The organism is Tomitella cavernea, assembly GCF_016599145.1.
Classification (GTDB): Bacteria; Actinomycetota; Actinomycetes; order Mycobacteriales; family Mycobacteriaceae; genus Tomitella; species Tomitella cavernae.
In genome coordinates this window covers 1-22,194 of sequence record NZ_JAENKO010000034.1, presented here as the reverse complement: position 1 = coordinate 22,194, position 22,194 = coordinate 1, and the positions used below count along the sequence as shown (strand labels likewise).

19 protein-coding genes are annotated in these 22,194 nt (G+C 71.3%); 5 read left to right on the top strand and 14 right to left on the bottom strand.

Annotated elements, in window-relative coordinates; translation table 11 throughout:
• On the top strand, positions 1-707 hold a 707-nt coding region (locus JJ683_RS12510; protein WP_200174548.1), incomplete at its 5' end, for a SelB domain-containing protein.
• Positions 708-776: 69 nt separating this feature from the next.
• Here the strand turns inward: JJ683_RS12510 and nrfD are convergent.
• The 3 genes from nrfD to fdnG form a co-directional block, all read right to left on the bottom strand.
• Complete coding sequence (gene nrfD / locus JJ683_RS12505) at positions 777-1,715, bottom strand: NrfD/PsrC family molybdoenzyme membrane anchor subunit (protein WP_200174557.1); 939 nt, start codon at positions 1,713-1,715, stop codon at positions 777-779.
• Positions 1,716-1,783: 68 nt separating this feature from the next.
• Positions 1,784-2,749, bottom strand: a complete 966-nt coding sequence (locus JJ683_RS12500) for a 4Fe-4S dicluster domain-containing protein (protein WP_200174555.1) — start codon at positions 2,747-2,749, stop codon at positions 1,784-1,786.
• A 47-nt stretch (positions 2,750-2,796) separates the two neighbouring features.
• Positions 2,797-5,946, bottom strand: a complete 3,150-nt coding sequence (fdnG, locus tag JJ683_RS12495; protein ID WP_307810898.1) for a formate dehydrogenase-N subunit alpha — start codon at positions 5,944-5,946, stop codon at positions 2,797-2,799.
• Positions 5,947-6,393: 447 nt separating this feature from the next.
• On the opposite strand from fdnG, the gene JJ683_RS12485 reads away from it, so the two are divergent.
• Positions 6,394-8,658 (top strand): MMPL family transporter, encoded by a 2,265-nt coding sequence (locus JJ683_RS12485; protein ID WP_200174545.1) that lies wholly within the window; start codon positions 6,394-6,396, stop codon positions 8,656-8,658.
• Positions 8,658-9,308 (top strand): TetR family transcriptional regulator, encoded by a 651-nt coding sequence (locus tag JJ683_RS12480; RefSeq protein ID WP_200174544.1) that lies wholly within the window; start codon positions 8,658-8,660, stop codon positions 9,306-9,308. Before JJ683_RS12485 ends, JJ683_RS12480 begins: the two co-directional genes overlap by 1 nt.
• 7 nt (positions 9,309-9,315) lie before the next feature.
• Here JJ683_RS12480 and JJ683_RS12475 read toward each other — a convergent pair whose 3' ends face one another.
• The 9 genes from JJ683_RS12475 to JJ683_RS12435 form a co-directional block, all read right to left on the bottom strand.
• Positions 9,316-9,888 carry a maleylpyruvate isomerase N-terminal domain-containing protein gene (locus JJ683_RS12475; protein ID WP_200174543.1) on the bottom strand — a complete coding sequence of 191 codons (573 nt, stop codon included), beginning with the start codon at positions 9,886-9,888 and terminating at the stop codon, positions 9,316-9,318.
• Positions 9,885-10,592: a hypothetical protein gene (locus JJ683_RS12470; protein WP_200174542.1), complete on the bottom strand. Its 708-nt coding sequence runs from the start codon at positions 10,590-10,592 to the stop codon at positions 9,885-9,887. The genes JJ683_RS12475 and JJ683_RS12470 overlap by 4 nt, the downstream gene beginning before the upstream one ends.
• Positions 10,593-10,794: 202 nt before the next feature.
• Positions 10,795-12,750, bottom strand: a complete 1,956-nt coding sequence (locus JJ683_RS12465) for an aconitate hydratase (RefSeq protein ID WP_200174541.1) — start codon at positions 12,748-12,750, stop codon at positions 10,795-10,797.
• A gap of 27 nt (positions 12,751-12,777) precedes the next feature.
• Positions 12,778-13,311 (bottom strand): hypothetical protein, encoded by a 534-nt coding sequence (locus tag JJ683_RS12460; protein ID WP_200174540.1) that lies wholly within the window; start codon positions 13,309-13,311, stop codon positions 12,778-12,780.
• A gap of 153 nt (positions 13,312-13,464) precedes the next feature.
• Positions 13,465-14,541 carry a baeRF2 domain-containing protein gene (locus tag JJ683_RS12455; RefSeq protein WP_200174539.1) on the bottom strand — a complete coding sequence of 359 codons (1,077 nt, stop codon included), beginning with the start codon at positions 14,539-14,541 and terminating at the stop codon, positions 13,465-13,467.
• Between the two features lie 150 nt (positions 14,542-14,691).
• Positions 14,692-15,582, bottom strand: coding sequence for a 4-hydroxy-tetrahydrodipicolinate synthase (gene dapA, locus JJ683_RS12450; RefSeq protein WP_200174537.1), 891 nt, complete (start codon positions 15,580-15,582; stop codon positions 14,692-14,694).
• Between the two features lie 10 nt (positions 15,583-15,592).
• Complete coding sequence (locus JJ683_RS12445; RefSeq protein ID WP_200174535.1) at positions 15,593-16,453, bottom strand: alpha/beta fold hydrolase; 861 nt, start codon at positions 16,451-16,453, stop codon at positions 15,593-15,595.
• A 91-nt stretch (positions 16,454-16,544) separates the two neighbouring features.
• Positions 16,545-17,681, bottom strand: coding sequence for a CaiB/BaiF CoA transferase family protein (locus tag JJ683_RS12440; protein WP_200174533.1), 1,137 nt, complete (start codon positions 17,679-17,681; stop codon positions 16,545-16,547).
• The gene (locus tag JJ683_RS12435; protein WP_200174531.1) at positions 17,678-18,877 is read right to left on the bottom strand and encodes an acyl-CoA dehydrogenase family protein; all 1,200 of its coding nucleotides are present in this window, start codon (positions 18,875-18,877) and stop codon (positions 17,678-17,680) included. The genes JJ683_RS12440 and JJ683_RS12435 overlap by 4 nt, the downstream gene beginning before the upstream one ends.
• A 191-nt stretch (positions 18,878-19,068) precedes the next feature.
• Between JJ683_RS12435 and JJ683_RS12430 the strand changes: the two genes are divergently transcribed.
• Together JJ683_RS12430 and JJ683_RS12425 are read left to right on the top strand one after the other, a co-directional pair.
• Positions 19,069-20,166: a LacI family DNA-binding transcriptional regulator gene (locus JJ683_RS12430; protein WP_200174529.1), complete on the top strand. Its 1,098-nt coding sequence runs from the start codon at positions 19,069-19,071 to the stop codon at positions 20,164-20,166.
• Positions 20,163-21,305, top strand: coding sequence for a YbfB/YjiJ family MFS transporter (locus JJ683_RS12425; RefSeq protein ID WP_307810896.1), 1,143 nt, complete (start codon positions 20,163-20,165; stop codon positions 21,303-21,305). The genes JJ683_RS12430 and JJ683_RS12425 overlap by 4 nt, the downstream gene beginning before the upstream one ends.
• A gap of 52 nt (positions 21,306-21,357) precedes the next feature.
• Here JJ683_RS12425 and JJ683_RS12420 read toward each other — a convergent pair whose 3' ends face one another.
• Entirely contained in the window at positions 21,358-21,618 is a 261-nt protein-coding gene (locus tag JJ683_RS12420) for a metal-sensitive transcriptional regulator (RefSeq protein ID WP_200174527.1), read from the bottom strand.
• A gap of 1 nt (position 21,619) precedes the next feature.
• Positions 21,620-22,018, bottom strand: coding sequence for a DUF302 domain-containing protein (locus tag JJ683_RS12415; protein ID WP_200174525.1), 399 nt, complete (start codon positions 22,016-22,018; stop codon positions 21,620-21,622).
• Between the last annotated feature and the right edge of the window lie 176 nt (positions 22,019-22,194).

The window sequence follows — 22,194 nt, the reverse complement described above, 5'->3', positions numbered from 1 at the left end:
CCGAGACGCTGGCGGGCCTGCCGGACGGACCGGATGCCGGATCCGAACTGCGGCGCCGCGGCTGGGCGCGGGCGGACGACCTGCGCGCGTGGGGCGTGCCGGTGTCCGAGGGCGCGGGGCGTGGCGGCTGGCTGATCGACGACGCCGTGGCCGACGCGCTGGCGGCGCGGCTGGTGACGTTCGTGCACGAGGAGGACCGGCGCGACCCACTCGAACCCGGCGTTCCCGCGGAGGCGGCCCGCCACGCCTTGGCCCTCCCCGACGCGCACCTGGTGGACGCGGTGCTCGCGCGGCCGGCGGCGTCGGCGCTGCGGAGCACGGCCGGGCGCATCACTTTGGCCGGCGCCGCCGGAGGCCTGCCAGAGGCGGTGCGGGCTGCGGCGGATGAGCTGCGTGGGCGCCTGCACCGGAATCCGTTCGTGGCACCCACGGCCGGGGAGCTCGACGATCTCGGCCTCGGCCGGCGGCAACTGGCCGCGTGCGCCCGGGAGGGGCTGCTGGCCGAGGTGGGACCGGGGGTGTGGCTGACGCCCGGCGCCCCGGAGAAGGCCGCGTCGGCCCTGCGCGAGCTCCCCGCCCCCTTCACCCCCAGCCAGGCGCGTGCCCGCCTGGGGACGTCGCGGCGGGTGATGATGCCGCTGCTCGAACTCCTGGCGCGGCGAGGGCTGACCCGCAGGGTGGGCGACGACGGGCACGAAGTGGTGTGAACCCGATGCGGGACCAGTGAGTGTGTACCTACGCTTTCAGGGCCGAGACCGTAGGCATGCGTACACCGGTCAGGTGGGGGACGATTCCCGGTCACGCCGTTCGCGCTGCGGCACCACGGTGTAGCGGGGATCGTGCGCGGAGGCCTGCCCGGCGTGGAACATCGCGAACCGCGTGCAGGCGGAGCCGGCGGTGAGCGCCAGCCCCGACAGGGCACTGGCGATCCGGCTTCTCCGCACCGCCACGGCCCCCAAAGCACCGGTGGCGGTCAGCGCGGTGGCGGCCGTGTGCAGCGTGCCGGCCGTGCCCTGACGCAACGGCTCAGCCGCGATACCCATGCTGTGCTGCATGATCCGCGAGGCACCGAGCTCCAGTACCGCCCCGCCGACGGCCATGTTCCGCGCCGGTCCGGACTCGTCGAGCGGGCCTGCCACGAGCCCCATTCCGCCGGAGGCGGCCGCCGCGGAGCCGACGAACACGAACGGCAGCTCCCGTTTGGCCGCGTGCCAGCTGGGAGTCGCGGTATCGGTGAGCAGTACGGCGGTGTAGGAGGCGACGGCGGGCGCGATGAGGGCGGCGACGATCCCGCCGGGACGGCCCGCGACCCCGAGCATCCGCCCGGGCCTGCTGCGGCGCACCGGATCAGGCATGAGCCCGAGCAGCTCTCCGCCCGTGGCCAGCGCGTTGAAGGGGCCGTAGGCGGACAGGATCCAAGTGCCTACGCTCATCGGCGACGTCACCTTGGCCACCCGCAGCATGTGGTGGAACCGTGCCGGCCGGCCGAGGTCGTGGATGAGGGCGAACAGGCTGCCCGCGATGGCGCCGGAGGCGACGAGGCGCGCGGACCGGCGCTGGCGCGGCAGCCCCGCCAGGTCGGCGCCGGCCGCGAGCAGCGAGGACCCGCCCGCGAGGCCGCCGAGGAACAGGTACGCCGGAATGTCCGCCTGCCACGGCGAGGCCTTTACGACGGGACGCCCGTAGTAGGAGGTGAACTCGGCGTCGGGCACCATGGCCTGCTCGCCGCGGCCGCGCTGCCGCTTACGCTTGCCGCCGCCCCGCCGTCGCACATTCTGTTCGGTCACCGTCGTCCCCCTCCGGCGCCGATGAAGGCCGCCGCCGCCCCGCCGAGCAGGGTGGCGGCAGCCAGTACCGCTTGCCGCCACATGTCCGGCAGGTCCTTGGTGGTGACCACCGGATCGGGCGGCAGGCCGTAGACCTCGGGCTCGTCGAGCAGGAGGAAGAACGCGCCGGTGCCGCCGACCCCATCGCCCGGATCGTGCCCGTAGAGCTGCGCGGTGGTCTCGCCGGATTCGACGAGCATGTCCAGCCGGCCCTGTGCGCGTTCGCGGAGCTCGTCGAGGTCGCCGAACTGGATCGACTCGGTGGGACAGGCCTTCGCGCACGCGGGCTCCATGCCGTCCGAGAGCCGGTCGTAGCAGAGCGTGCATTTCTGCGCCAGACCCACCGCGGGGTCGCCGGCGGGGCCGTCGCGGCGGTCGATCACCCCGTAGGGGCATGCCGGGACGCAGTAACCGCAGCCGTTGCAGATGTCGTCCTGCACCACGACGGTGCCGAACTCGGTGCGGAACAGCGCGCCGGTGGGGCACACGTCCAGGCAGGCGGCGTGCGTGCAGTGTTTGCACACGTCGGATTCCATGAGCCAGCGGAAGTCCGCGTGCTCGCGGTGTTCCGGGTCGGCGCCGGGGAGGGTGGCGGTGGGCAGGCCGAGGTCGACGGTGTCGGGCAGCGCGCCGCCCTGCCCGGCGGCCGGCAGTTGCTGCTCGATGAAGGCGACGTGCCGCCAGGTGGAACCACCGAGTCCGCCGGTGTTGTCGTAGGACATGCCGGTGAGCGCGATCCCGTCCTCGGGCACCGCGTTCCACTCCTTGCAGGCCACCTCGCACGCCTTGCATCCGATGCACACCGATGTGTCGGTGAAGAAGCCCTTGCGCGGCGGCGGATCGGGGTAACCGGCATCGCGGGCCGGGTCGAAGCGTTCCCCGGGGTCCGCGCCGCGCCCGGGGCTGAAGAACGAGCGCCCCAGGCTCGACAGGAACCCGCCCTCGTCGGCGGATGGGTCGGTCACGGCCGTCACACCTCCGTTCCGGTCTCCGGCGTCACGCCCGCGCGGCGCCGGTACTCCTCGACATATTCCAGCAGGGCGGGGCCTCGTGGGCGCCTGCCCGGCTGCACGTCGCAGCTGGTCGACTTGGTGGCCGGGATCGAGACGTTGGGGTCCAGCGTCTGCGGCAGCAGGTCGTTGGCCGCGTCGCCGGTGCTGATCCCGTTGGGCCCCCAGTGGTACGGCAGCCCCACCTGGTGCAGCACCTGCCCGCCGACCCGCAGCGGCTTCATTCGTGGGGTCACCAGCACACGCGCCTCCACGGCGGTGCGGGCGGTGACGATGGTGGCCCAGCCGCCGTTGACCAGCCCGCGTTCCCGGGCCAGCTCGGGGCTGATCTCGCAGAAGAACTCCGGCTGCAGCTCCGACAGGTACGGCAGCGTCCGGCTCATCGCGCCCGCGGTGTGGTGCTCGGTGAGCCGGTAGGTGGTGAACACGTACGGGAACACCGCGCTGCCGGCCGCGCCGTGCGCCGGGTTGTAGCGGTTGTAGCGACCGGGGTGCATCTTGCGTGCCGGGTTGGACTGCTGCGGGTACAGCGGGTTGCGCAGCGGCGACTCGGGCGGTTCGTAGTGGGTGGGCAGCGGTCCGTCGTTGGTGCCCGCGGGTGCGAACAGCCAGCCCAGGCCGTCGGACTGCATGATGAACGGCTGGTCGCCGGCGATCGCGTCCTCCGCGCGTGCACCGCCCGGCGGCCGGTAGGAGGGCGGCTTGTGCGCTTCGAAGTCGGGCACGTCGTCTCCCACCCAACGTCCCTTCGCATCTGCCCCTTCGGTGGTGGCGGTCGCGTCCCACCAGACGTACTTCTTGCGCTCGCTCCAGGGGTTGCCGTCGGGGTCGGCGGAGGCGCGGTTGTAGAGCTTGCGGCGGTTGGCCGGCCACGCCCAGGCCCAGTCGGAGGAGATGGCGTTCTGCTCGGCGCGGGCGGGCCTCCGGTCGGATTGGTTGACACCGTCGGCCCCGATGCCGCAGTAGATCCAGCAGCCGCAGCGGGTCGAGCCGTCGTCGGCGAGCTGGGTGTAGCTGGTCAGCGGCGCGCCGTCCGGGCCGGTGCCGTTGATTTCCTCGAGCACCGAGACGGCGTCGGGCTCGTCGGTGCCCGGCTCGATGCGGTAGTCCCACGTGAGGTCCTGCAGCGGACGGTCGCGCTCGTCGGCGGAGCCGGCCACGCGCGCCTTGAGGATGCGGCCCAGGTGGTAGTAGAACCACAGTTCGCTGCGCGCGTCGCCCGGCGGCTCCACGGCCTGGCGGTGCCATTGCACCATGCGCTGGGTGTTGGTGAAGCTGCCCTGCTTCTCCACGTGGTTTGCGGCGGGGAAGAAGAACACCTCGGTGCCGATGTCCTCGGTGCGCATCTCGCCCGTATCGATCTCCGGGCCGTCCTTCCAGAAGGTCGCCGACTCGATGAGCGAGAGGTCCCGCACCACCAGCCAGTCCAGGTTGGCCAGGCCCGCGCGCTGCATCCGCCCGTTGGCGGTGCCCACCGCGGGGTTCTCGCCGACGAGGAAGTACCCGCCGCCGCCCTCGTTGATCTGGCGTTCCACCGTGGTGGTGGAGTCGTGCTTGCCGGTCAGCCGGGGCAGGTGGTCGTAGCAGTAGTCGTTTTCGGCGGTGGCCGCGTCGCCGAACCACGCCTTGAGCAGGCTCACCGTGTATTCGCGGTGGTGGCCCCAGAACCCGGCGGGGCGTTCGCCGGCGGCGACGTAGGCGACGAGGTCGGGGTGGGCGTGCGCGTCGGGCATGGCCAGGTAGCCGGGGAGCAGGTCGTACAGGGTGGGGATGTCGGTGGAGCCCTGGATGCTGGCGTGCCCGCGCAGCGCCATGATCCCCCCGCCGGGCCGGCCGATGTTGCCCAGCAGCAGCTGCAAGATCGCCGCGGTGCGGATGTACTGGACGCCCACGGTGTGCTGGGTCCAGCCGACGGCGTAACAGAACGCGGTGGTGCGCTCGCGGCCCGAGTTCTCGGTGAGCGCCCGCGCCACCTGCGCGAACTGCGCGGGCGGCACGCCGCAGGCCTCCTCGATGAGCGCGGGCGTGTAGCGGGCGAAGTGCCGCTTGAGGATCTGGAACACGCAGCGTGGATCCTGCATCGTGGGGTCGGTGTCGCCGGTGTACTGCCAGGTCTCGGGGTCGTAGGCGCGGCCGTCCTCGTCGAAGCCCGAGAAGAACCCGGCCAGGTCCTCGGTGTCGCGGAAGTCGGCCGAGACGATCTTGGCCGCGTTGGTGTAGGCGGCGACGTACTCGTGGAACCAGGCGTCGTTCTCGATCACATAGTGGATGAGCCCACCAAGGAAGACGATGTCGGCGCCTGCACGCACGGGCACGTGCTCATCGGCCACCGCCGAGGTGCGGGTGAAGCGCGGGTCGACGTGGATGATCTTCGCGCCCTTGCGCTTGGCCTCCATCACCCACTGGAAGCCCACCGGATGGCACTCGGCCATGTTGGAGCCCTGGATGATGATGCAGTCCGCGTTGGCGAGGTCCTGCAGGTAGCTTGTGGCGCCACCACGTCCGAACGAGGTTCCCAGACCGGGAACGGTGGAGGAGTGTCAAATGCGCGCCTGGTTCTCCACCTCCAGCGCGCCCAGCGCCGTGTAAAGCTTTTTCATCAGGTAGTTCTCTTCATTGTCCAGGGTGGCGCCGCCGAGCGACGCGAAGCCGGACGTGCGGCGCACGCGGGTGCCGTCGTCGGTCTCCCACTGCCAGAACCGGTCTCGCGCGTCCAGCACGCGGTCCGCGACCATCTCCATGGCCTCGTCGAGGCCGATCGGTTCCCACTCGGCGGCGTGCGGCTTGCGGTAGAGCACCGTCTCCGGCCGGCCGGGGTTGGTGACGAGCTGCTTGGAGGCCGAACCCTTGGGGCACAGCCGCCCGCGGGAGACGGGGCTGTCCGGATCTCCCTCGATCTGGGTGACCCGCCCGTCCTTGACGTAGACGTTCTGCCCGCAGCCGACGGCGCAGTACGGGCAGATGCTCTTGACCACCTTGTCCGCGGACGCGGTGCGCGGCGTGATCTCGAGGCTGCGGCGGGACTGCGCGGCGGCCCCGCGGCCGAGGATGTCGCCCCCGGAGAACTGGCGCCATACGGGCCACCCGCCTGACGATCGGCGTCCTGACACGGTGCACCTCCCGGCTCGTAGTCCACGCGCTCCGCAGTCCGCTCCGTCCACGGGCTTGCGCTGTGCCATACGCTACCCGGCTGGCCGAAGCGTCGCGGCCGTATCGACGAGCGAGTCCCGGGCGGTGGCTCCGGCCCCAGGGGTATCCCCTACAGCACCCTGAGCAATCTCATACTTTCGGTGGCGCGGAATCAGGCTCCCGACCGATGTGCCCGGGCGCCGAAGTGCGTCACAGTGCTCCGTATACGCCAGCACGTCCAGCATCGGTCGCGGTCTTCGTGCACACGGTCCGGGGTGACCTTGCGCACGCGCTGCCCGCGTCCGGCCTGGTCGCGCCGTGGCATCCATGGCTGGACTCACTAACAAGTGGTACCAACTAACACGAACCCGCAGCAGTCGTCACCGCCGCGCCACGCGCGGACGGTGCAGTACGGAGAGGCCGCCCGCATGGCATCGATACTGTTCCGCGTCGGAAAATTCTGTTTCCGGCACAAGTGGTGGATCATCGCGGCGTGGCTGGCGGCCCTGATCGCCGTGGCCTCGATGGTGCAGGCGTTCTCGCCCAAGTTCGCCAAGGACTTCTCGCTTCCGGGCACCGACGCGGGCATCGCCACCGAGCAGATGCAGGACTACTTCCCGCAGGTGATGACCAAGCAGGAGAACGCGTCCACCTCCGTGCTCATCCAGGCGGACGACGGACTGTCCCACCACACCGAGCAGATCGACGCGCTGGTGGCGGACCTCAAGGGGCTGCCGGAGGTCTCCGATCCGGCGTCCATCGCGAACCCGGTCGCCGTCGCAGAGGCCCAGCCGGAGCTGGCGCCGAGCGTGCTCGGCGACGACGGGCGCGTGGGGCTCATCCAGGTGGACCAGGACATCAACATGATGGACCTGACCGTCGACGACAAGACCGAGCTCACCGACATCCTCGACGAGAACCGCGGCGGCGGGCTGCAGGTGGAGGCGACCGGCGCGCTCATGCAGGTGATGTCGCCGGGAGGATCGGCCGAGCTGATCGGCTTCGCGGTGGCCTTCGTCGTGATGATCGTGGCCTTCGGGGCGCTGATCGCGGCGTTCATCCCGCTCGTCACGGGCCTGTTGGGTGTGGGGCTCACGATCATGCTCTTCACGCTGGGCGCGGAGTTCCTGTCCATCAACGAGTCGGCCACCGCCATCATCACGATGCTCGGCATCGCGGTATCGATCGACTACGCGCTGTTCATCGTCTCCAGATACCGCAGTGAGCTGCAGCGCGGCGGCGCCAAGGAGGACGCCGCCGGCCGGGCGGTGGGCACCGCCGGTAGCGCGGTCATCTTCGCCGGCCTCACCGTCATCATCGCCGTCGTCGCGCTCAGTGTCGTCGGCATCCCGATGATCACCCAGATGGGCGCCGGCGCGGGCCTGGCCGTGGCCGTCGCCGTACTCGCCGCGATCACGTTCATCCCCGCCCTGCTCGGTGCGTTCGGCCGTGTCGCATTCCTGCCGCGGATCCCGTGGATCAAGCACGCCGATCCGAGCGCGGGCGGCGAGACCAACGGCGAGCGCTTCGGCCGCGCGATGGTGCGTCGGCCCGTCCCCGTCATCATCGGCGGACTGGTGCTGCTGGCGCTCGCCGCGATCCCCATGTCCAAGCTGGAACTGGGGCTGTCGATGGAGAGCGACGACGAGGTGGCCGCGCTGGATCTGATGTCCGAGGGCTTCGGCGAGGGCGTCAACGGCCCGCTGTTCGCGGTGCTGCACAGTGACGACGGAAACGTGGCGGGCGCCGCCGACGCAGCGGTGAGCACGATCGCCACTCTCGACGACGTGGCCAACCCCCAGGCGCTTACCTGGGTGGGCAATGGCACGGCGGATCCGGCGAACCCCAACGTGGGCGCCGACTCCGCGCTGATCATGATCACCCCGGAAAGCGCGCCGGCCTCGCAGCAGACGCACGACCTGATGGAGAACATCCGCGACATCGCCCCCGACATCGAGGCGCAGGGCGCCGAGCTGCACGTGGGCGGCCAGACGGCGATCATGTCCGACCTGTCCGCCAAGCTCGACACCGCGCTGATCCCGTATCTGGTCGTGGTCGTGGGGCTCGCGTTCCTCATCATGATCGGCGTCTTCCGCTCGCTGTGGGTGCCCCTGATCGGCACCGTCGGGTTCATCTTCTCGGTGCTCGGCGCCTTCGGCGTGACGGTGGCCGTGTTCCAGGAGGGGTGGCTGGGGATCATCAGCCACACGCAGCCGATCCTGTCGTTCCTGCCGATCATGCTCATCGGGCTCGTGTTCGGCCTCGCCATGGACTACCAGGTGTTCCTGGTGACCCGCATGCGCGAGGAATACATGCACGGCATGAACGCCAAAGACGCCATCATCGCCGGCTACCGCCACGGCGCCCGCGTGGTCACCTCCGCTGCGCTCATCATGATCAGCGTGTTCGCGGCATTCATCCTCTCGCCGGACACCACCGCCAAAATGATCGGCTTCGCCCTTGCCATCGCCGTGTTCTTCGACGCCTTCATCATCCGCATGATGGTGGTGCCCGCAGTGCTCTCGCTGCTGGGCGACAAGGCATGGCGCCTGCCGAAGTGGCTGGACAAGCTGGTGCTCAACTTCGACATCGAAGGCGGCGCCATCAAGGATCGCGGCCTGGAGGCCGTGCCCGCAGGCGAGGGTGTCGATGACGGCGACGGCGGGCAGCCCGTGCCGGTAGGGTCCCGTTGATGTCCGGATCCCAGGCGCCCGCCCGTCCCTCCCCTTCGGTGGGCCGGGCGGGCGCACCCGCGAAGGTGTCTCTGCGCGAGAAGCAGAAGATCCGCACGCGCGGGGCGATCCGCGCGGCCGCGATGCGGCTGTTCACCGCGCAGGGATACGGCAACACCACGGTGGAGCAGATCGCCCACGAGGCCGAGGTGTCGCACACGACCTTCTTCCGCTACTTCCAGACGAAGGAGCAGGTGGTGCTCTCGCACGACCTGGACGGCGACATCGACGCGGCGCTCGCCGGGATCCCGCCCGGCCTCGGCCACTTCGATCTGCTGCGCAGGCTGATCCGGGAGATGTACCAGGTGCACGCCGCGGACGAGTGGACGAGCGACCCGCAGCGCATGGCGCTCATCGACGCCGAACCCGCGCTGCGCGAGGCGTACCAGCTGCAGAAGGAACAGAGCATCGCGGAGGCCGCCGAGTTCTTCGCCGAGTACCTGGACGTGGAGAGCGACGACTTCGCGTTGCGCGTGTTCATCGCCGCCGTCGGCGGGGTGGCCTTCCGGCTCATGGGCGAAGACGACCCGGGCTGCGTGCCCGACGGTACCGACCTCGACCGCGTGATGGCGGCCATCGACCTGCTCGAACGCGGGCTGCCGTTGGGGTAGCGGCGCGCTACGGCCACCGCCCCCACGCGGCGAGCACCCGCGCGGTGAGGTCGGCCTCGGCGCCCGGATCGTGCTCCGGCCCCAGCGCGCCGTGGTCCCGGAGCAGCGTGCGCACCGACGCACCCCGCTCGAGCAGGAACACGCCGAGCGCGGGATCGATCGTCACCGACGGCGCGGCGACGGACGCGATGTCCCACCCGTGCAGCACGAGCTCCTGCACCCGCAACACCAGCAACGTCGGCACGTCGATGTCGGCGAGCGGGTGGTGCAGTGTGATCGCCCTGTCGCGGTGTTCGGCGATGCGGTCGTCAAGGGCCGCCGACAGGCGCCGGTGCGCCGCCGCTGCGTCGTCGCCTGCGTGATCGGCGGTCCTGCTCCACGCCACCTCGGCGGCGTCGCCGCCGGAGAAGTAGTGCTCGTAGCGGATAGCCCCGCCCAGCACGTGGTTGGCGGCGTCGCGCAACGTCCATCCCGTGCAACGGCTGGCATCGTCGCCGGTGAGGTCGGTGCGCGCGAGCACCGCGCCGAAATCGTCCGTGGCGCGGGTGAGCAGGCGCAGGTCGGCGTCGGTGATCGTCACGGCTCCGACATGCCCCGTTCCAGCTGGCCCGCGATCTGCGCCTCCAACCGCTGCAGCCCGATCTGCGGCATGACGATGAGCCCGTCGAGTTCCTTACGGGCCCGCTTGTAGGCGGCCTGCCGCTCCTGGGCGGTGGCGCCGTCGTCGAAGGCGAGCCGCAGCAGGTGCTGGGCCCGGGTGAGCCGCTCCTGTTCACGGGGGTCGAAGCCGCCGTGGCGGCGGCGCTTCGCCTCCGTCTCGGCCACGTCGAAGGCGATCGCGTAGGCGTGGACGGCGTCGCGGTACTCGGCCTGCGCGTCAAGGTCGTCGAGCAGCGCGTCGGGGTCGTCGGGCCTGAGCAGGTCCGCCCGGCGCTTGGTCTTGTGGAACTCGACGGTGAGCGGCTCGCGCAGGTCGATCATCATCGGATAGTCGAGCAGGGTGACCAGGTCGGTCTCATAGGCGAACCAACGCGCATCGGTCTGCCGGTGCTCGTCGAGGGCGCCGGCGATGTCGCGCTTCTGCGCGCGGCGGTCCTTGTGCTGCCGGGCGCTGGCCTGGGCGACGGCAACCTTGGTCTCCTGCTTGATGCGGAAACGCTCCTGGCGCCGCTCCGCGCGGCGCTGGTTGGCGGCGCTGATGCCCTTGGCGACTCCACCGATGCTGCCGCCGAAGACGAAGACAAGCCACCAGTAGTTCCCGGCGAATTCGAGCAGTGCGTCCACGTCCCCATCCTGCCAGCCGGTGGCGTGGCGCACAGCATCGGCGCTGCGGTTGCAGCGTCCCGCGCTGTGCTTGCCTCCGTGTCTGCGGCGCCCCGCCCTGCGCCCGTCGACCAAGTGGATTCTGCACATTCCGTCCCGTGATCCGGCGAAAAGCACTTGCTCGGCGAGGGCGGCGCGGCCCGGTCGCCACCGGGAGTCAGGATCATGCCTCCGCGAGCCGCGGGATGATCCCACCCGCCAGCACGTCCGCCACCTGGCGTTCGCTAAGCCGGTGCCGGGCGGTGAACGTGCTGTTCTTCGTCGTGTTCCGGACGGTCACGGTGTCGCCGTCCGTGATGGCCGAGCGCAGCCCGTCGAATTCCAGCACGTCTCCTGCGGCGACGGAGTCGTAGTCGGCCGGGTCGTCGAACTCCAGCGCCAGCACCCCGAAGTTGGCCAGGTTCTGCCAGTGGATGCGGGCGTAGGACTTGGTGATCACCACCCGCAGCCCCAGATACCGGGGTGCGATTGCGGCGTGCTCGCGCGAAGATCCCTGCCCGTAGTTCTCGCCGCCGATGATCACGTGCTCCCCGCCGGAGTCGCGCTGTTCCAGCGCGCGCTGCGGGTAGGTCTCGTCGAGCTGGGTGAAGCTGAACTCGGCGAGCTTGGGGATGTTGGATCGGAACGGCAAGGCGCGGGCGCCGGCGGGCGAGATCTCGTCGGTGGAGATGTCGTCACCGGTGACGAGCAGGACGGGGGCCGACAACGTGTCGGGCAGCCGGTCGAGCTCCGGCAGGCTGGAGATGTTGGGCCCCTTGACGGGCGTGACCTCCCGCGCTGCGGCGGGCTGCAGCGGCGGCACCAGCATCGCGGTGTTCACCGCGGACGTCTCCGGGAGCCGCAACTCCGGATACGCTTGCCCCTCCTTCTCCGCCCAGTCCCGCGGATCGATGATCTCGCCGACGAGCGCCGACGCGGCGGCGGTCTCGGGCGAGCACAGCCATACCGAGTCCTCCTTGGTGCCCGAGCGGCCCGGGAAGTTGCGCGGCATCGTGCGCAGCGAGTTGCGTCCGGTGGCCGGAGCCTGGCCCATGCCGATGCACCCCATGCAACCGGCCTGGTGAATGCGCGCACCGGCGACGACGAGCCGCGTGGCGGCACCCATCGTCATCAGATCGGAGAGGATCTGCCGCGAGGTGGGGTTGACGTCGAAGCTCACCTCCGGCGCGGTCTGCCTGCCCTCGACCATTGCGGCGGCGATGGCGAAGTCGCGCAGCCCGGGGTTGGCGCTGGAGCCGATGACGACCTGAGCGATGTCGGTGCCGGCCACCTCGCGGACCGGGACGACGTTGCCGGGCGACGACGGCTTCGCGATCAGCGGCTCGATCTGCGACAGGTCGATGGACTCCTCGACGTCGTATCCCGCGCCGTCGTCCGCGAGGAGTTCGACGAAGTCGTCCTCGCGCTGCTCGCCGCGCAGAAACGTGCGCACGGCGTCATCGGCGGGGAACACGGTGGTGGTGGCGCCGAGCTCGGCGCCCATGTTGGCGATCACGTGCCGATCCATCGCGGTGAGGTGCGCGAGACCGGGGCCGTGGTATTCGATGATCCGGCCCACACCGCCCTTGACGCCGTGGCGCCGCAGCATCTCCAGGATCACGTCCTTGGCTGAGCACCACTGCGGCAACTCGCCTTCCAGGCGCACTCCCCAGATCTCGGGCATCCGGATGCGGAGGGGAGTCCCCGCGATTGCCAGCGCCACCTCCAGTCCGCCCACGCCGATGGCCAGCATGCCCAGCGAGCCGGCCGCCGGGGTGTGCGAATCGGAACCGACCATCGTCTTGCCGGGGATCCCGAAGCGCTGCATGTGCGTCGGGTGCGAGACGCCGTTGCCGGCCTTGGAGAACCACAGTCCGTACCGCTCGCTGGCCGTGCGCAGGTACTCGTGGTCCTCGGCGTTCTTCTGGTCGGTCTGCAGCAGGTTGTGGTCCACGTACTGGACGCTGACCTCCGTCTGCGCGCGGTCCAGGCCGAGTGCCTCGAGCTCCTGCATGACCAGGGTGCCCGTGGCGTCCTGGGTGAGGGTCTGATCGATCCGGATGCCGATCTCCTCGCCCGGGGACATCTCCCCCGACTCGAGATGGGTGGCGATCAGCTTGCGCGCAACGTTCTCCGGCATGGGGTGCTCCTCCGTCCCGTCGTCAGTTTATCCGGTACCGGCGTCGATGGTGCCCTCGAACGGGAACGGCGTTCCCGCGGGTGCGCACCCGTCGAAGACCCCGGTCGGCATCGGCAGCGAGACGCCGACCATGTCGCCCTCGCCGTCGGTTCCCTGATGCACCGAAACCTGCACGGCCAGTGCGTTCTCCAGCGAGCCCGGCAACTGCGTGCCCATGATGCCGCTGATCGGATAGATCAGCGACGCGTCCGCGCCGTCCACGGCGATGCACGTCACGGGGCCGTTCACCGTCAACGGCGTGGAACTCGATCCCAGCTGGACCGTGGCCGTGTAGGTGCCGGTGGTCGTCCCGTCCGCCGATCTCATGCCCTCGGCATCGATCTTCAGCAGGTTCACGCCGGGCGCCAACTGCAGGTTGCCGTCGATGTCCAGGTGCACGGGCGGCGGCGCGTCCGCCGTCGTCTCCGCGGCCGCGGCCGCAACTCCGCCGACTGTGAGTCCGGCGGCCAGCAGCCCGGCGGCGGAACAACGCAACGCGGCTTTCGCTGTGTGGTGTGACATTAGGTGGACCTCCTCGTCGGTCGAGCGCTCACGTGCGGCGCCGGTGCGCTGCACGCAGGGGCCGCACCGTGGCCGGGTCCCCGACCGATATGCCCTGCGGACGGCTGGTCCCTGTTTTTCCCGGCCCCGCATCCACGGAGACCGGTGCCCGCGTCACGCGGTCGGCACCGCGAAACGGAGCACGGCCGCTATACCCCGGCTGCCGTCTCCGTAATCGCCCGTCGGCAGATTCGCGAGCCGTACTTCCGCACCGCAGGCCGACGCAGCGGCGAGCGCGTCGCCCGTGGAACGGGACGCGGCGTCGCTATCCAGCACCACCGTGCTCACCGCGCCCTGGCGGGCCGCATCCGCGACAGGCTCGGGGCCGTACACCGTCAACCCCTGGCTCCTGGCCAGCTCGAACGCGTCGGTATCCGTTGCCAGCCGACGGCTGCGGACGGCGTCAGCGATGTCGTCGACCTGTGCGGCGAGTGCGGCCTCCGCCGCGTCGTCCTGGACACCGCCCCGGTCGGCTTCGACGCTGATCCGCGCCAGGTGCTCGGGGAGTTCGGTGCGGACGGCGGTACGTCCCTGCACGGTGCCGGCGAGGATCAGCACGTCAGGCTGGAATCGGTCGGCCGTCCGCACCAAATGCGCCGCGATGTCCGACGCGTTCTGGTGTACGACCTCGTCGGCTCGGCGCTGGTTGTGCTTGTGGGAGAGATACCCTTCGCGCGCCTTGTGCACGCGTGCACCGCCGGAGCCTTCCACTGCGCTGTCGGTGGCGGAGAACCGTTGTTCCTCGGCCGGTTCGGACCCGTCGGGACCCAGCTCGCCGAGCACCTCACGGCGAACGCGGGCACCTTGTTGGTCGGCTACTGCGATGAGCACCCGTACTGCTGTGAGCGCTTCGCGCAGGTAACGGTCCAGCTGCGGAGAGCTCGACCAGTAGCCGGCGTCGCCGCTGCCGAGCGAGGCGTCCCAGTGCTCATCGAGCAGGACACCGTCGTCGCCGGCGACGAGGACCCGCCCGTCGGCCTGCACCTCGCCGACGGGGTCCTGACGCAGCACCGTATCCAGGGCCGCGAGGGTCGCCGACGTCGCGCCGTCGGCTTCGAGACGCTCACGCACGGCCTGCCACCGCAGCCGCGACTGGGTCCCCGCGTCCTCGCCCGGCGGGCGGCTCTCCAGATAGACCGTGGCCATGGGGCCCGGGTGCTCGAGTACGGGGCGGAGGCGTTTGAGTTCCACTGGCGATCACCTCTTCCTGCCAGTGCGCCGTCGTCGGGGTCGGTCCGCAACGTCGGCGACCAGGGTGCATTCCATCCGTAGTTACGACCGTACGCGGAGCGCTCCCCGCAGGCGCTACTTCGCCGTGGAACCCGGGTTGGAGCCGAGCGCCTACAGCAGGCCGGCCGCGGTGAGCCCCGCGCGCAGCCGCTCCACGTCTGCGGCGGGCGCCGAGCGCAGCGGCATGCGCAGGGCGTCCGATTCGATAACGCCGAGCATCTTCATCGCCGCCTTCGCCTGGATGGCGCCCTGGGAGACGTGCATGATCGCGTCCACCGCGGGGATGAGCCGGCGGTGGATCCGCTGGGCGCGAGGAAGATCGCCGCGGTCGACCGCCGCGAGCATCTCGGCGTACCGGTCCCCGGCGACGTGGCCGACCACGGAGACGATGCCGGTGGCGCCCTGGGCGAGGTGCGGCAGGTTGACGATGTCGTCGCCCGAATACCAGAGCAGATCGGTTTCGGCCATGAGCCTGCTGGCCTCGAAGAAATCGCCCTTCGCGTCTTTGACGGCCCGGACGTGCTCGATCTCGGCCGCGCGTCGGATGGTGTCGGTGGTCAGCGCGGTGCCGGTGCGGCCGGGGATGTCGTAGAGCATCACCGGCGTGCCGTCCCCGGCCTCGGCGACCAGCCGGAAGTGCTCGAGGATGCAGTCCTGCGGCGGCTTGTTGTAGTAGGGGGTGACCACCAGGAGCGCGTCGGCGCCGCGGGCGACCATCTCGCGTGCCGCGCGGGTGGAGTGTTCGGTGTCGTTGGTGCCGCAGCCGGCCATCACCGTGACCCTGTCTCCCACGGCCTCCACCACGGCCTGCACCGAGTCGTAGTCCTCGTCGTCGGTGGTGGTGGCGGATTCGCCCGTGGTGCCGTTGACCAGCAGGCCGTCGTGGCCGTGGTCCGCCAGGTGCACGGCGAGGCGCTGCAGCCCGTCGTAATCGATCGAGCCGTCCGAGTGCATGGGGGTCACCATCGCCGTGATGACCCGCCCGAAGGGGGTGTCCACCATGGGCACCAGATTACCCCCGGGCCCGCGCGAGGATCTCCGCCGCCAGCCGCGCCGGCGCCTCCTCCGGCACCCAGTGGCCGGTGCCATCCAGCGGCACGAACAGGTAGTCGGCGGTCACGTGATCCCCGCAGGCCTCCGCGCCCGTCCGCCCCAGCGCCACGTCCTCGGTGCCCCAGACGTAGGTGGTGGGCACGTCGACCGGCGGCAGCTTGGACATCTCCGGGGTCATGGCGCGGTACCAGTTCAGCGCGGCGACGATGCCCTCACGTGTGCCGAGGCGACGCAGGTGCGCGTCGATGAGCCCGGCCGGAACCGCCCCGCCGAACAGTGCACGGAAGCGCCGGGCCCCGTCGGCCAGCAGCGCAGCCTCCGCACGCCCCTCCTCGCGGAAGACCTGCATGTACTGGGATTTGCGGCGCTGATCCGGGTCGTTCTTCAGCGCGCTGCGGAACGCCGCGAGGTGCGGGACCGACACCGCGGTGAGCGTGGCGACGCGCTCGGGGCGCTGCGCGGCGAGGGTCCACGCCACGGAGGCGCCCCAGTCGTGCCCGACGACATGCGCCCGGCCGGCCCCGAAGTGGTCGAGGATCCCCGCGGCGTCGGCCACGAGTCGGTCGATGCGGTAGTCCTCCACCGCGGGAGGGCGCGCGCCGGGGGAGTACCCGCGCTGGTCCGGTGCGATGACGCGCAGCCCCGCGGCCGCGAGCGGCGGTGCCACCGCCCGCCACTCGTCGTACGACTCGGGGAACCCGTGCAGCAGCAGCACCCGTTCGCCGTCTTCGGGTCCGGCCAGTGCCACGTCGTAGGTGTGCTCGCCGACGGGGACCTGGCGGATCTCGGTGAAGGGTGCGGGGGTGCGCGTCTCACTCATGCTCGGAATTGTGCCTTCCGCCGGCTGCCGCCGTGCGGCAACGGGGCCGACCCGGGATCGTGCCGATCCCACGTGATGTGCGGTGGCAGACTCACGGCACCGGCTCGCCGAGCTCCGGCGGCGCGCACCGGTACCGCGGCGGGGTGGCGGAGAGCCGGATCGGGTTGGCCACCTGGCGCACCGGGCCGTCGCGGCGCGGGTCGTCCACCTCCACCACCGGGTCCAGGCCCAGCCGTTCCGCCAGCGCGAACGCGTCTGCGAGGTCGTTGAGCGGGCCGCACGGCACGCCCGCCGCGGTGAGCCGGGTGAACCAGCCGTCGGCGGTGTCGGCGGCCAGCAGCCTGGTGAGCGTGTCGACGAGCTTTTCACGATGCGCCACCCGATCGGCGTTGCGCGCGTAGCTGGGGTCGTCCGCCAGGCCGGGATCGCCGAGTTCGCGTGCCAGAGCAGAGAACTGCCGGTCGTTGCCGACGGCCAGCACCAGTGCTCGGTCCGCGGTGTCGAAAAGTTCGTAGGGTGCGATGCTGGGATGCCGGTTGCCCATGGCCTGCGGCACCACGCCGGCGCCGAGGTACCCCGACGCCTGGTTCGACAGCGCCGAAAGCAGCGATGACAGCAGGTTCACCTCGACGCGCTGGCCGTCGCCGGTGCGGTCCCGGTGCCGCAGGGCTGCCAGGACTCCCACCGCCGCATGCAGTCCCGTGATGACGTCGACCAGGGCGACGCCCACCTTGGTCGGCTGCCCGGGGTCCGGGCCGGTGATGCTCATCAGGCCGCCCACGGCCTGTACCAGCAGGTCGTACCCCGGCAGGTCGTTGTGCCCGCCGAAGCCGGTGATCGAGCAGTACACCACCCCGGGGTTGGCGGCGGACACGGCGTCGTAGCCCAGCCCCAGGCGGTCCATCGTGCCCGGCAGGAAGTTCTCGACGACGACGTCGGCGCGCGTGGTCAGGCTGCGCGCCTCGGCGAGGTCGCCCTGGTCGCGCAGGTCGAGCGCCCGGGACTCCTTGTTGCGGTTGACCGATTGGAAGTAGGTGGCCTGGCCGTGCGCGAAGGGCGGACCCCACGTGCGGGTGTCGTCGCCGCTGCCCGGGCGCTCGATCTTGACCACCTCCGCGCCCAGGTCGGCCAGCAGCATCGTGGCGTAGGGCCCGGCGAGCACCCGGCCGAAGTCGGCGATGACGAGGCCGCCCAGCGCGCCGTCGGCCTCGGTAACGTCCCCGCTCACCGGAACGCGGCCTCGCCGGTGAGCGCGCGGCCGATCGTCAGCTGGTGGACCTCGGAGGTGCCCTCGTAGGTGAGGACCGATTCGAGGTTGTTGGCGTGCCGGATCACCGGGTACTCCAGCGTGATCCCGTTGGCGGCCAGGATGGTCCGGCACTCGCGCGCCACGGCGATGGCCTCGCGGCAGTTGTTCAACTTGCCCAGGCTCACCTGCGCCGGCTCCACGGTGCCGGCGTCCTTGAGCCGCCCCAGATGGTAGGCCAGGAGGTGGCCCTTGCCCACCTCCAGCGCCATGTCGGCGATCTTGGCCTGGGTGAGCTGGTATGCGGCGAGCGGCTTGTCGAAGACCATGCGGGTGGAGGCGTAGTCCACCGCCGTCTCCAGACAGTCGCGCGCGGCCCCGATGGAGCCGAAGATGATGCCGAAGCGCGCTTCATTGAGGCAGCTCAGCGGGCCGCGGAGCCCGCGTGCCTTCGGCAGCATCGCGGAGGCGGGCAGACGCACGTCCTGCAGCACCAACTCGGAGGTCACCGACGCACGTAGCGACATCTTGGCCTTGATCTCCGGTGCGGAGAAGCCGGGGGTGTCGGTGGGGACCACGAAGCCGCGGATCCCCTTGGCGCCGTCTTCAAGCTCGGTGTTGGCCCAGACCACGGCGACGTCGGCGACGGAACCGTTGGTGATCCACATCTTCGCGCCGTTGAGTACCCAATCGGCGTCGTCGCCCGCGCCGTCGCGCTTGGCGTGGGTGCGCATGCCGCCCGGGTCGGAGCCGAAGTCCGGTTCGGTGAGCCCGAAGCAGCCGAGCGCCTCGCCGGCCGCCATCCGCGGCAGCCACTCGTTCTTCTGCTCCTCGCTGCCCCAGTGGTGGATGGCGAACATGGCGAGCGAGCCCTGCACGGAGACCAACGACCGGATGCCGGAGTCGATCGCCTCGAGCTCCAGGCACGCCAGGCCGTAGGACACCGCGCTCATGCCGGCGCAGCCGTAGCCGTCCAGGTGCATGCCCAGCACCCCGACGCCGCCGAGTTCCTTGGCCAGCTCGCGCGCCGGGATGTGCGCGTCCTCGAACCACTCGGCGATGTGGGGCCGGATGCGCTTGTCGCCGAAGGCCCGGACGGTGTCGCGGATCTCGATCTCGTCGGCGGACAGCAGCGAATCGAGCGCGAACAGTTCGGTGAGTGTGCGGGTGTCGGCCATGGCGGCCTCCTGTCGGTGTCGCGGGTGACGGTACGACGCCGAGAGCTGTGTGCAAACCATTGCGCAATCGATTGCGTCGTGATGGGATGTGACTGTAATCAACCGCCGTGACGGAGTCAACACCCGGCCCGTGCGCGATACTCGGCCCGGCGCAACACCGCGCACGGGTGAGGAGAGGGGAAGGCGAGGCGATGACGGAGTCCGACGGGCGCGCATCCCCGGGCGGCGCGCACGCGCGCGGCGGGCGGCCGCCGACGATGCGCGAGATCGCCGAACGCGCCGGGGTCCACATCTCCACCGTCTCCCGCGTGCTGCGCCAGCGCGAGCCCGTCGACGGCTGGTCGCCGGCCGCGCAGCGCGTGCGCGAGATCGCGGCCGAGCTGGGCTACCGCCCCAACCCGTGGGCCGCCAGCCTGCGCACGCGCCGTACCACCACGATCGGCGCCGTCATGCCGCGGCTCACAGACGGCGTCGTCGCCACCATCTACGGCGGCATCGAGGAGGCCGCCCGCGCGTCCGGCTACTCGGTGCTGCTGTCCAGCCCGCCGGACGACCAGGCGGACCAGCACACCGCCATCGAACTGCTCATCGGGCGGCAGGTCGACGGGTTGCTGCTGAGCAGCCTGCACAGTCCCGCAGCGGATTTCGTGACGACGCTCGGAGCGTCGGTGCCGATCGTCGCGGTCAACCGGCACGCTGACGCGGGGCTGCCGTCCGTCACCGGCGACGACCGGCACGGCGGATATCTGGCCGGGCGGCACCTGATCGAGCGCGGGTACCGGCGGCCCGCGGTGATCGGCGGACCCGCACACGCCACGACGGGGCGCGACCGGGTCGACGGCTTCCTCGACGCGGTCGCCGAGGACGGGCTCGTGATCGGCCCGGACCGCATCCTGCACGCGGGGTTCGACGTGGAGGGCGGCGTCGCCGCGGCGCACTGGCTGCTGGACGGAGGGGATCGGCCCGACGCGATCTTCGCCGCGAGCGACGCGATAGCCCTCGGCGTGCTCGGTGTGGCACGTGACCTGCGGCTGCGGATCCCCGACGAGCTGGGCCTGGTCGGCTACAACGACATCCCCGTCGCCGCGCAGCTCCCGGTGCCGCTGACGACGGTCGCCACGCCGGCGCGGCGGATCGGGTCCGCCGCGGTGCGCATGCTGCTGGAACTCATCGGCGGCGGGCCGCCGTGGCCGGAGTCCGATGGTGATGACGGCGCCGGCGCGCCACGGGAACTGCTGCCTGTCACGCTCGCCGAACGCGGCACCACCCGCCCGGCGGTGCGCGCGTGAGGGCTGCGCCCGGCCTCGACCGCTCCGCGGTCCCCGCGCTGCAGGCGTGCGCGGGGCTGGCCGCGGCGATGGGCGTCGGCCGCTTCGTCTACACCCCGCTGCTGCCGCTGATGGAGGAGCAGGCGCACGTGTCCTCGTCGGCCACCGCCTTCGTGGCCACCGCCAATTACCTCGGCTACTTCCTCGGGGCGGCGGCGCTCATCGCCCGGCCGGGCTGGTCGCGGTCGCGCACTGCATTCCGGGGGTCGCTGGCCGTGCTCGTGGCCAGCGAAGCGGTGATGATCGCGGCGGTGAGCGTGCCGCTGTGGTCGGCGGCGCGTCTGGTTGCGGGCGTCGCGAGCGCGTTCGTGTTCGTGTATTCGGCGAATGCGCTGGCCTCCCGGCCGTTCCCGGGGCTCGGGTACGCGGGCGTCGGCGTGGGCATCGCCGTGTCCGGGCTGGCAGTGACCCTGCTGCAGAACGTCATCGGATGGCAGCCGTTGTGGCTGGTGGCCGCGGCGCTGGGGGGCGCGTTCGCGGTGGGCGCATGGGGGCTGGCACCGGGTGCCCCGCCCGGTTCCGCGGAACCGCCGGGCGGCGGCGACGAGCCGGTGCGCATCGAGCGGCCTACGCCGTCGCCGCGCAACACCTGGCTGCTGGCGGGCGGCTACTTCCTCGAGGGCCTCGGCTACATCATCCTGGGCACGTTCCTGGTGGCGGCCGTCTCCGCCGACGGCCAGGAGTGGACTGGACCCGCATCGTGGGTGCTCGTGGGCGCGGCGGCGGCGCCGTCGACAGCGCTGTGGGCCGCGGCGCGGCGGCGGTTCCGCACCGAGACCCTGCTGGCCGCGGCGCTCACGCTGCAGGTGGTGTCGGCGCTGCTGCCGGCGCTGGTCGGAGGCACCGCAGCGGCGGCCGTCGCGGCGGTGCTGTTCGGCGGCACGTTCATGGGGATCGCGATGCTCGCGATGACGGCGGGCGTGGAGATGGGGGTGCCGCGTGCGGCCGCCGTGCTCACCGCCGGGTATGCGGTGGGGCAGATCCTGGGGCCGCTGGTGGTCACGCCGTTGCTGGCAGGAGGGTACGACTCGGCGTTCCTCACCGCGGCGGGCGTGCTGGCCGTGGGTGCGGTACTCGTGGCGGGCATCCGGCGACGCTGACCTTCGGTCCGGGCCGCTCGGAGTGGTGCGCCGAAGCTTCGGGACCCCGGGATCAGGCAAGGGCCAGGAAGAGCTTCTCGAGCTTCTCTTTGCCCTCCGCAGGCGGCACGCCGGTGGCAGGGCAGTGCTCCAGGCCCGTGGCGACAAGGGCGTAGCCGCCTCGGCTGATGGCCTTGTTGACTGCGGCGAGCTGGGTGATCACGTCCTCGCAGTCGGCGCCCGATTCCATCATCGCGATCACCTTGCCCAGGTGCCCCTGCGCCCGCTTGAGGCGCCTGATCACCGGCGTGATCTCGTCGTTGTCGAGCTGCATGTCAGCGCTCGGATACTGCGGTGAGCATGCGCGCGAGGAGCTCGCGGGCCTCGGTGGCGACGTCCTTGAGTGCATCCGTGCCGGTGAACCCGGGCATCACGTCGGGGTCCATCGCCTCGACGAGGGTGGACCCGCCGCCGGTATCGGTGACGACGACGTTGCAGGGCAGCAGCGCCGCCACACGCGGATCGGCCTCGAGCGCCCGGTGGGCCAGCGGCGGGCGGCACGCGCCCAGGATGATCTTGGGGGCGATGTCGACGTCGAGCTTGGCCTTGAGGGTGGCGGCGAGGTCGATCTCGGTGAGCACGCCGAACCCCACGTTCGCGAGCTCCTCGCGCACCACGGGGACAGTCTGCGCGTAGGGCGCGTCGACGGTGGTGGTCAGGGTGAACTCGGGCAAGGGGCGCTCCTTTCAGCTGCTATTACATACAACCCCCCGGGGGATAGGGGGTGGTTCCCTCCGGTCGGTCTTCGTCTGCCGTCGGCGGGGGGGTGGGGGGGGGGGGGGGGGGGGGGGCCCGGGCCCGCCCCCCCCCCCCCCCCCCCCCCCCGGGGGGGGGGGGGGGGGGGCCCGGG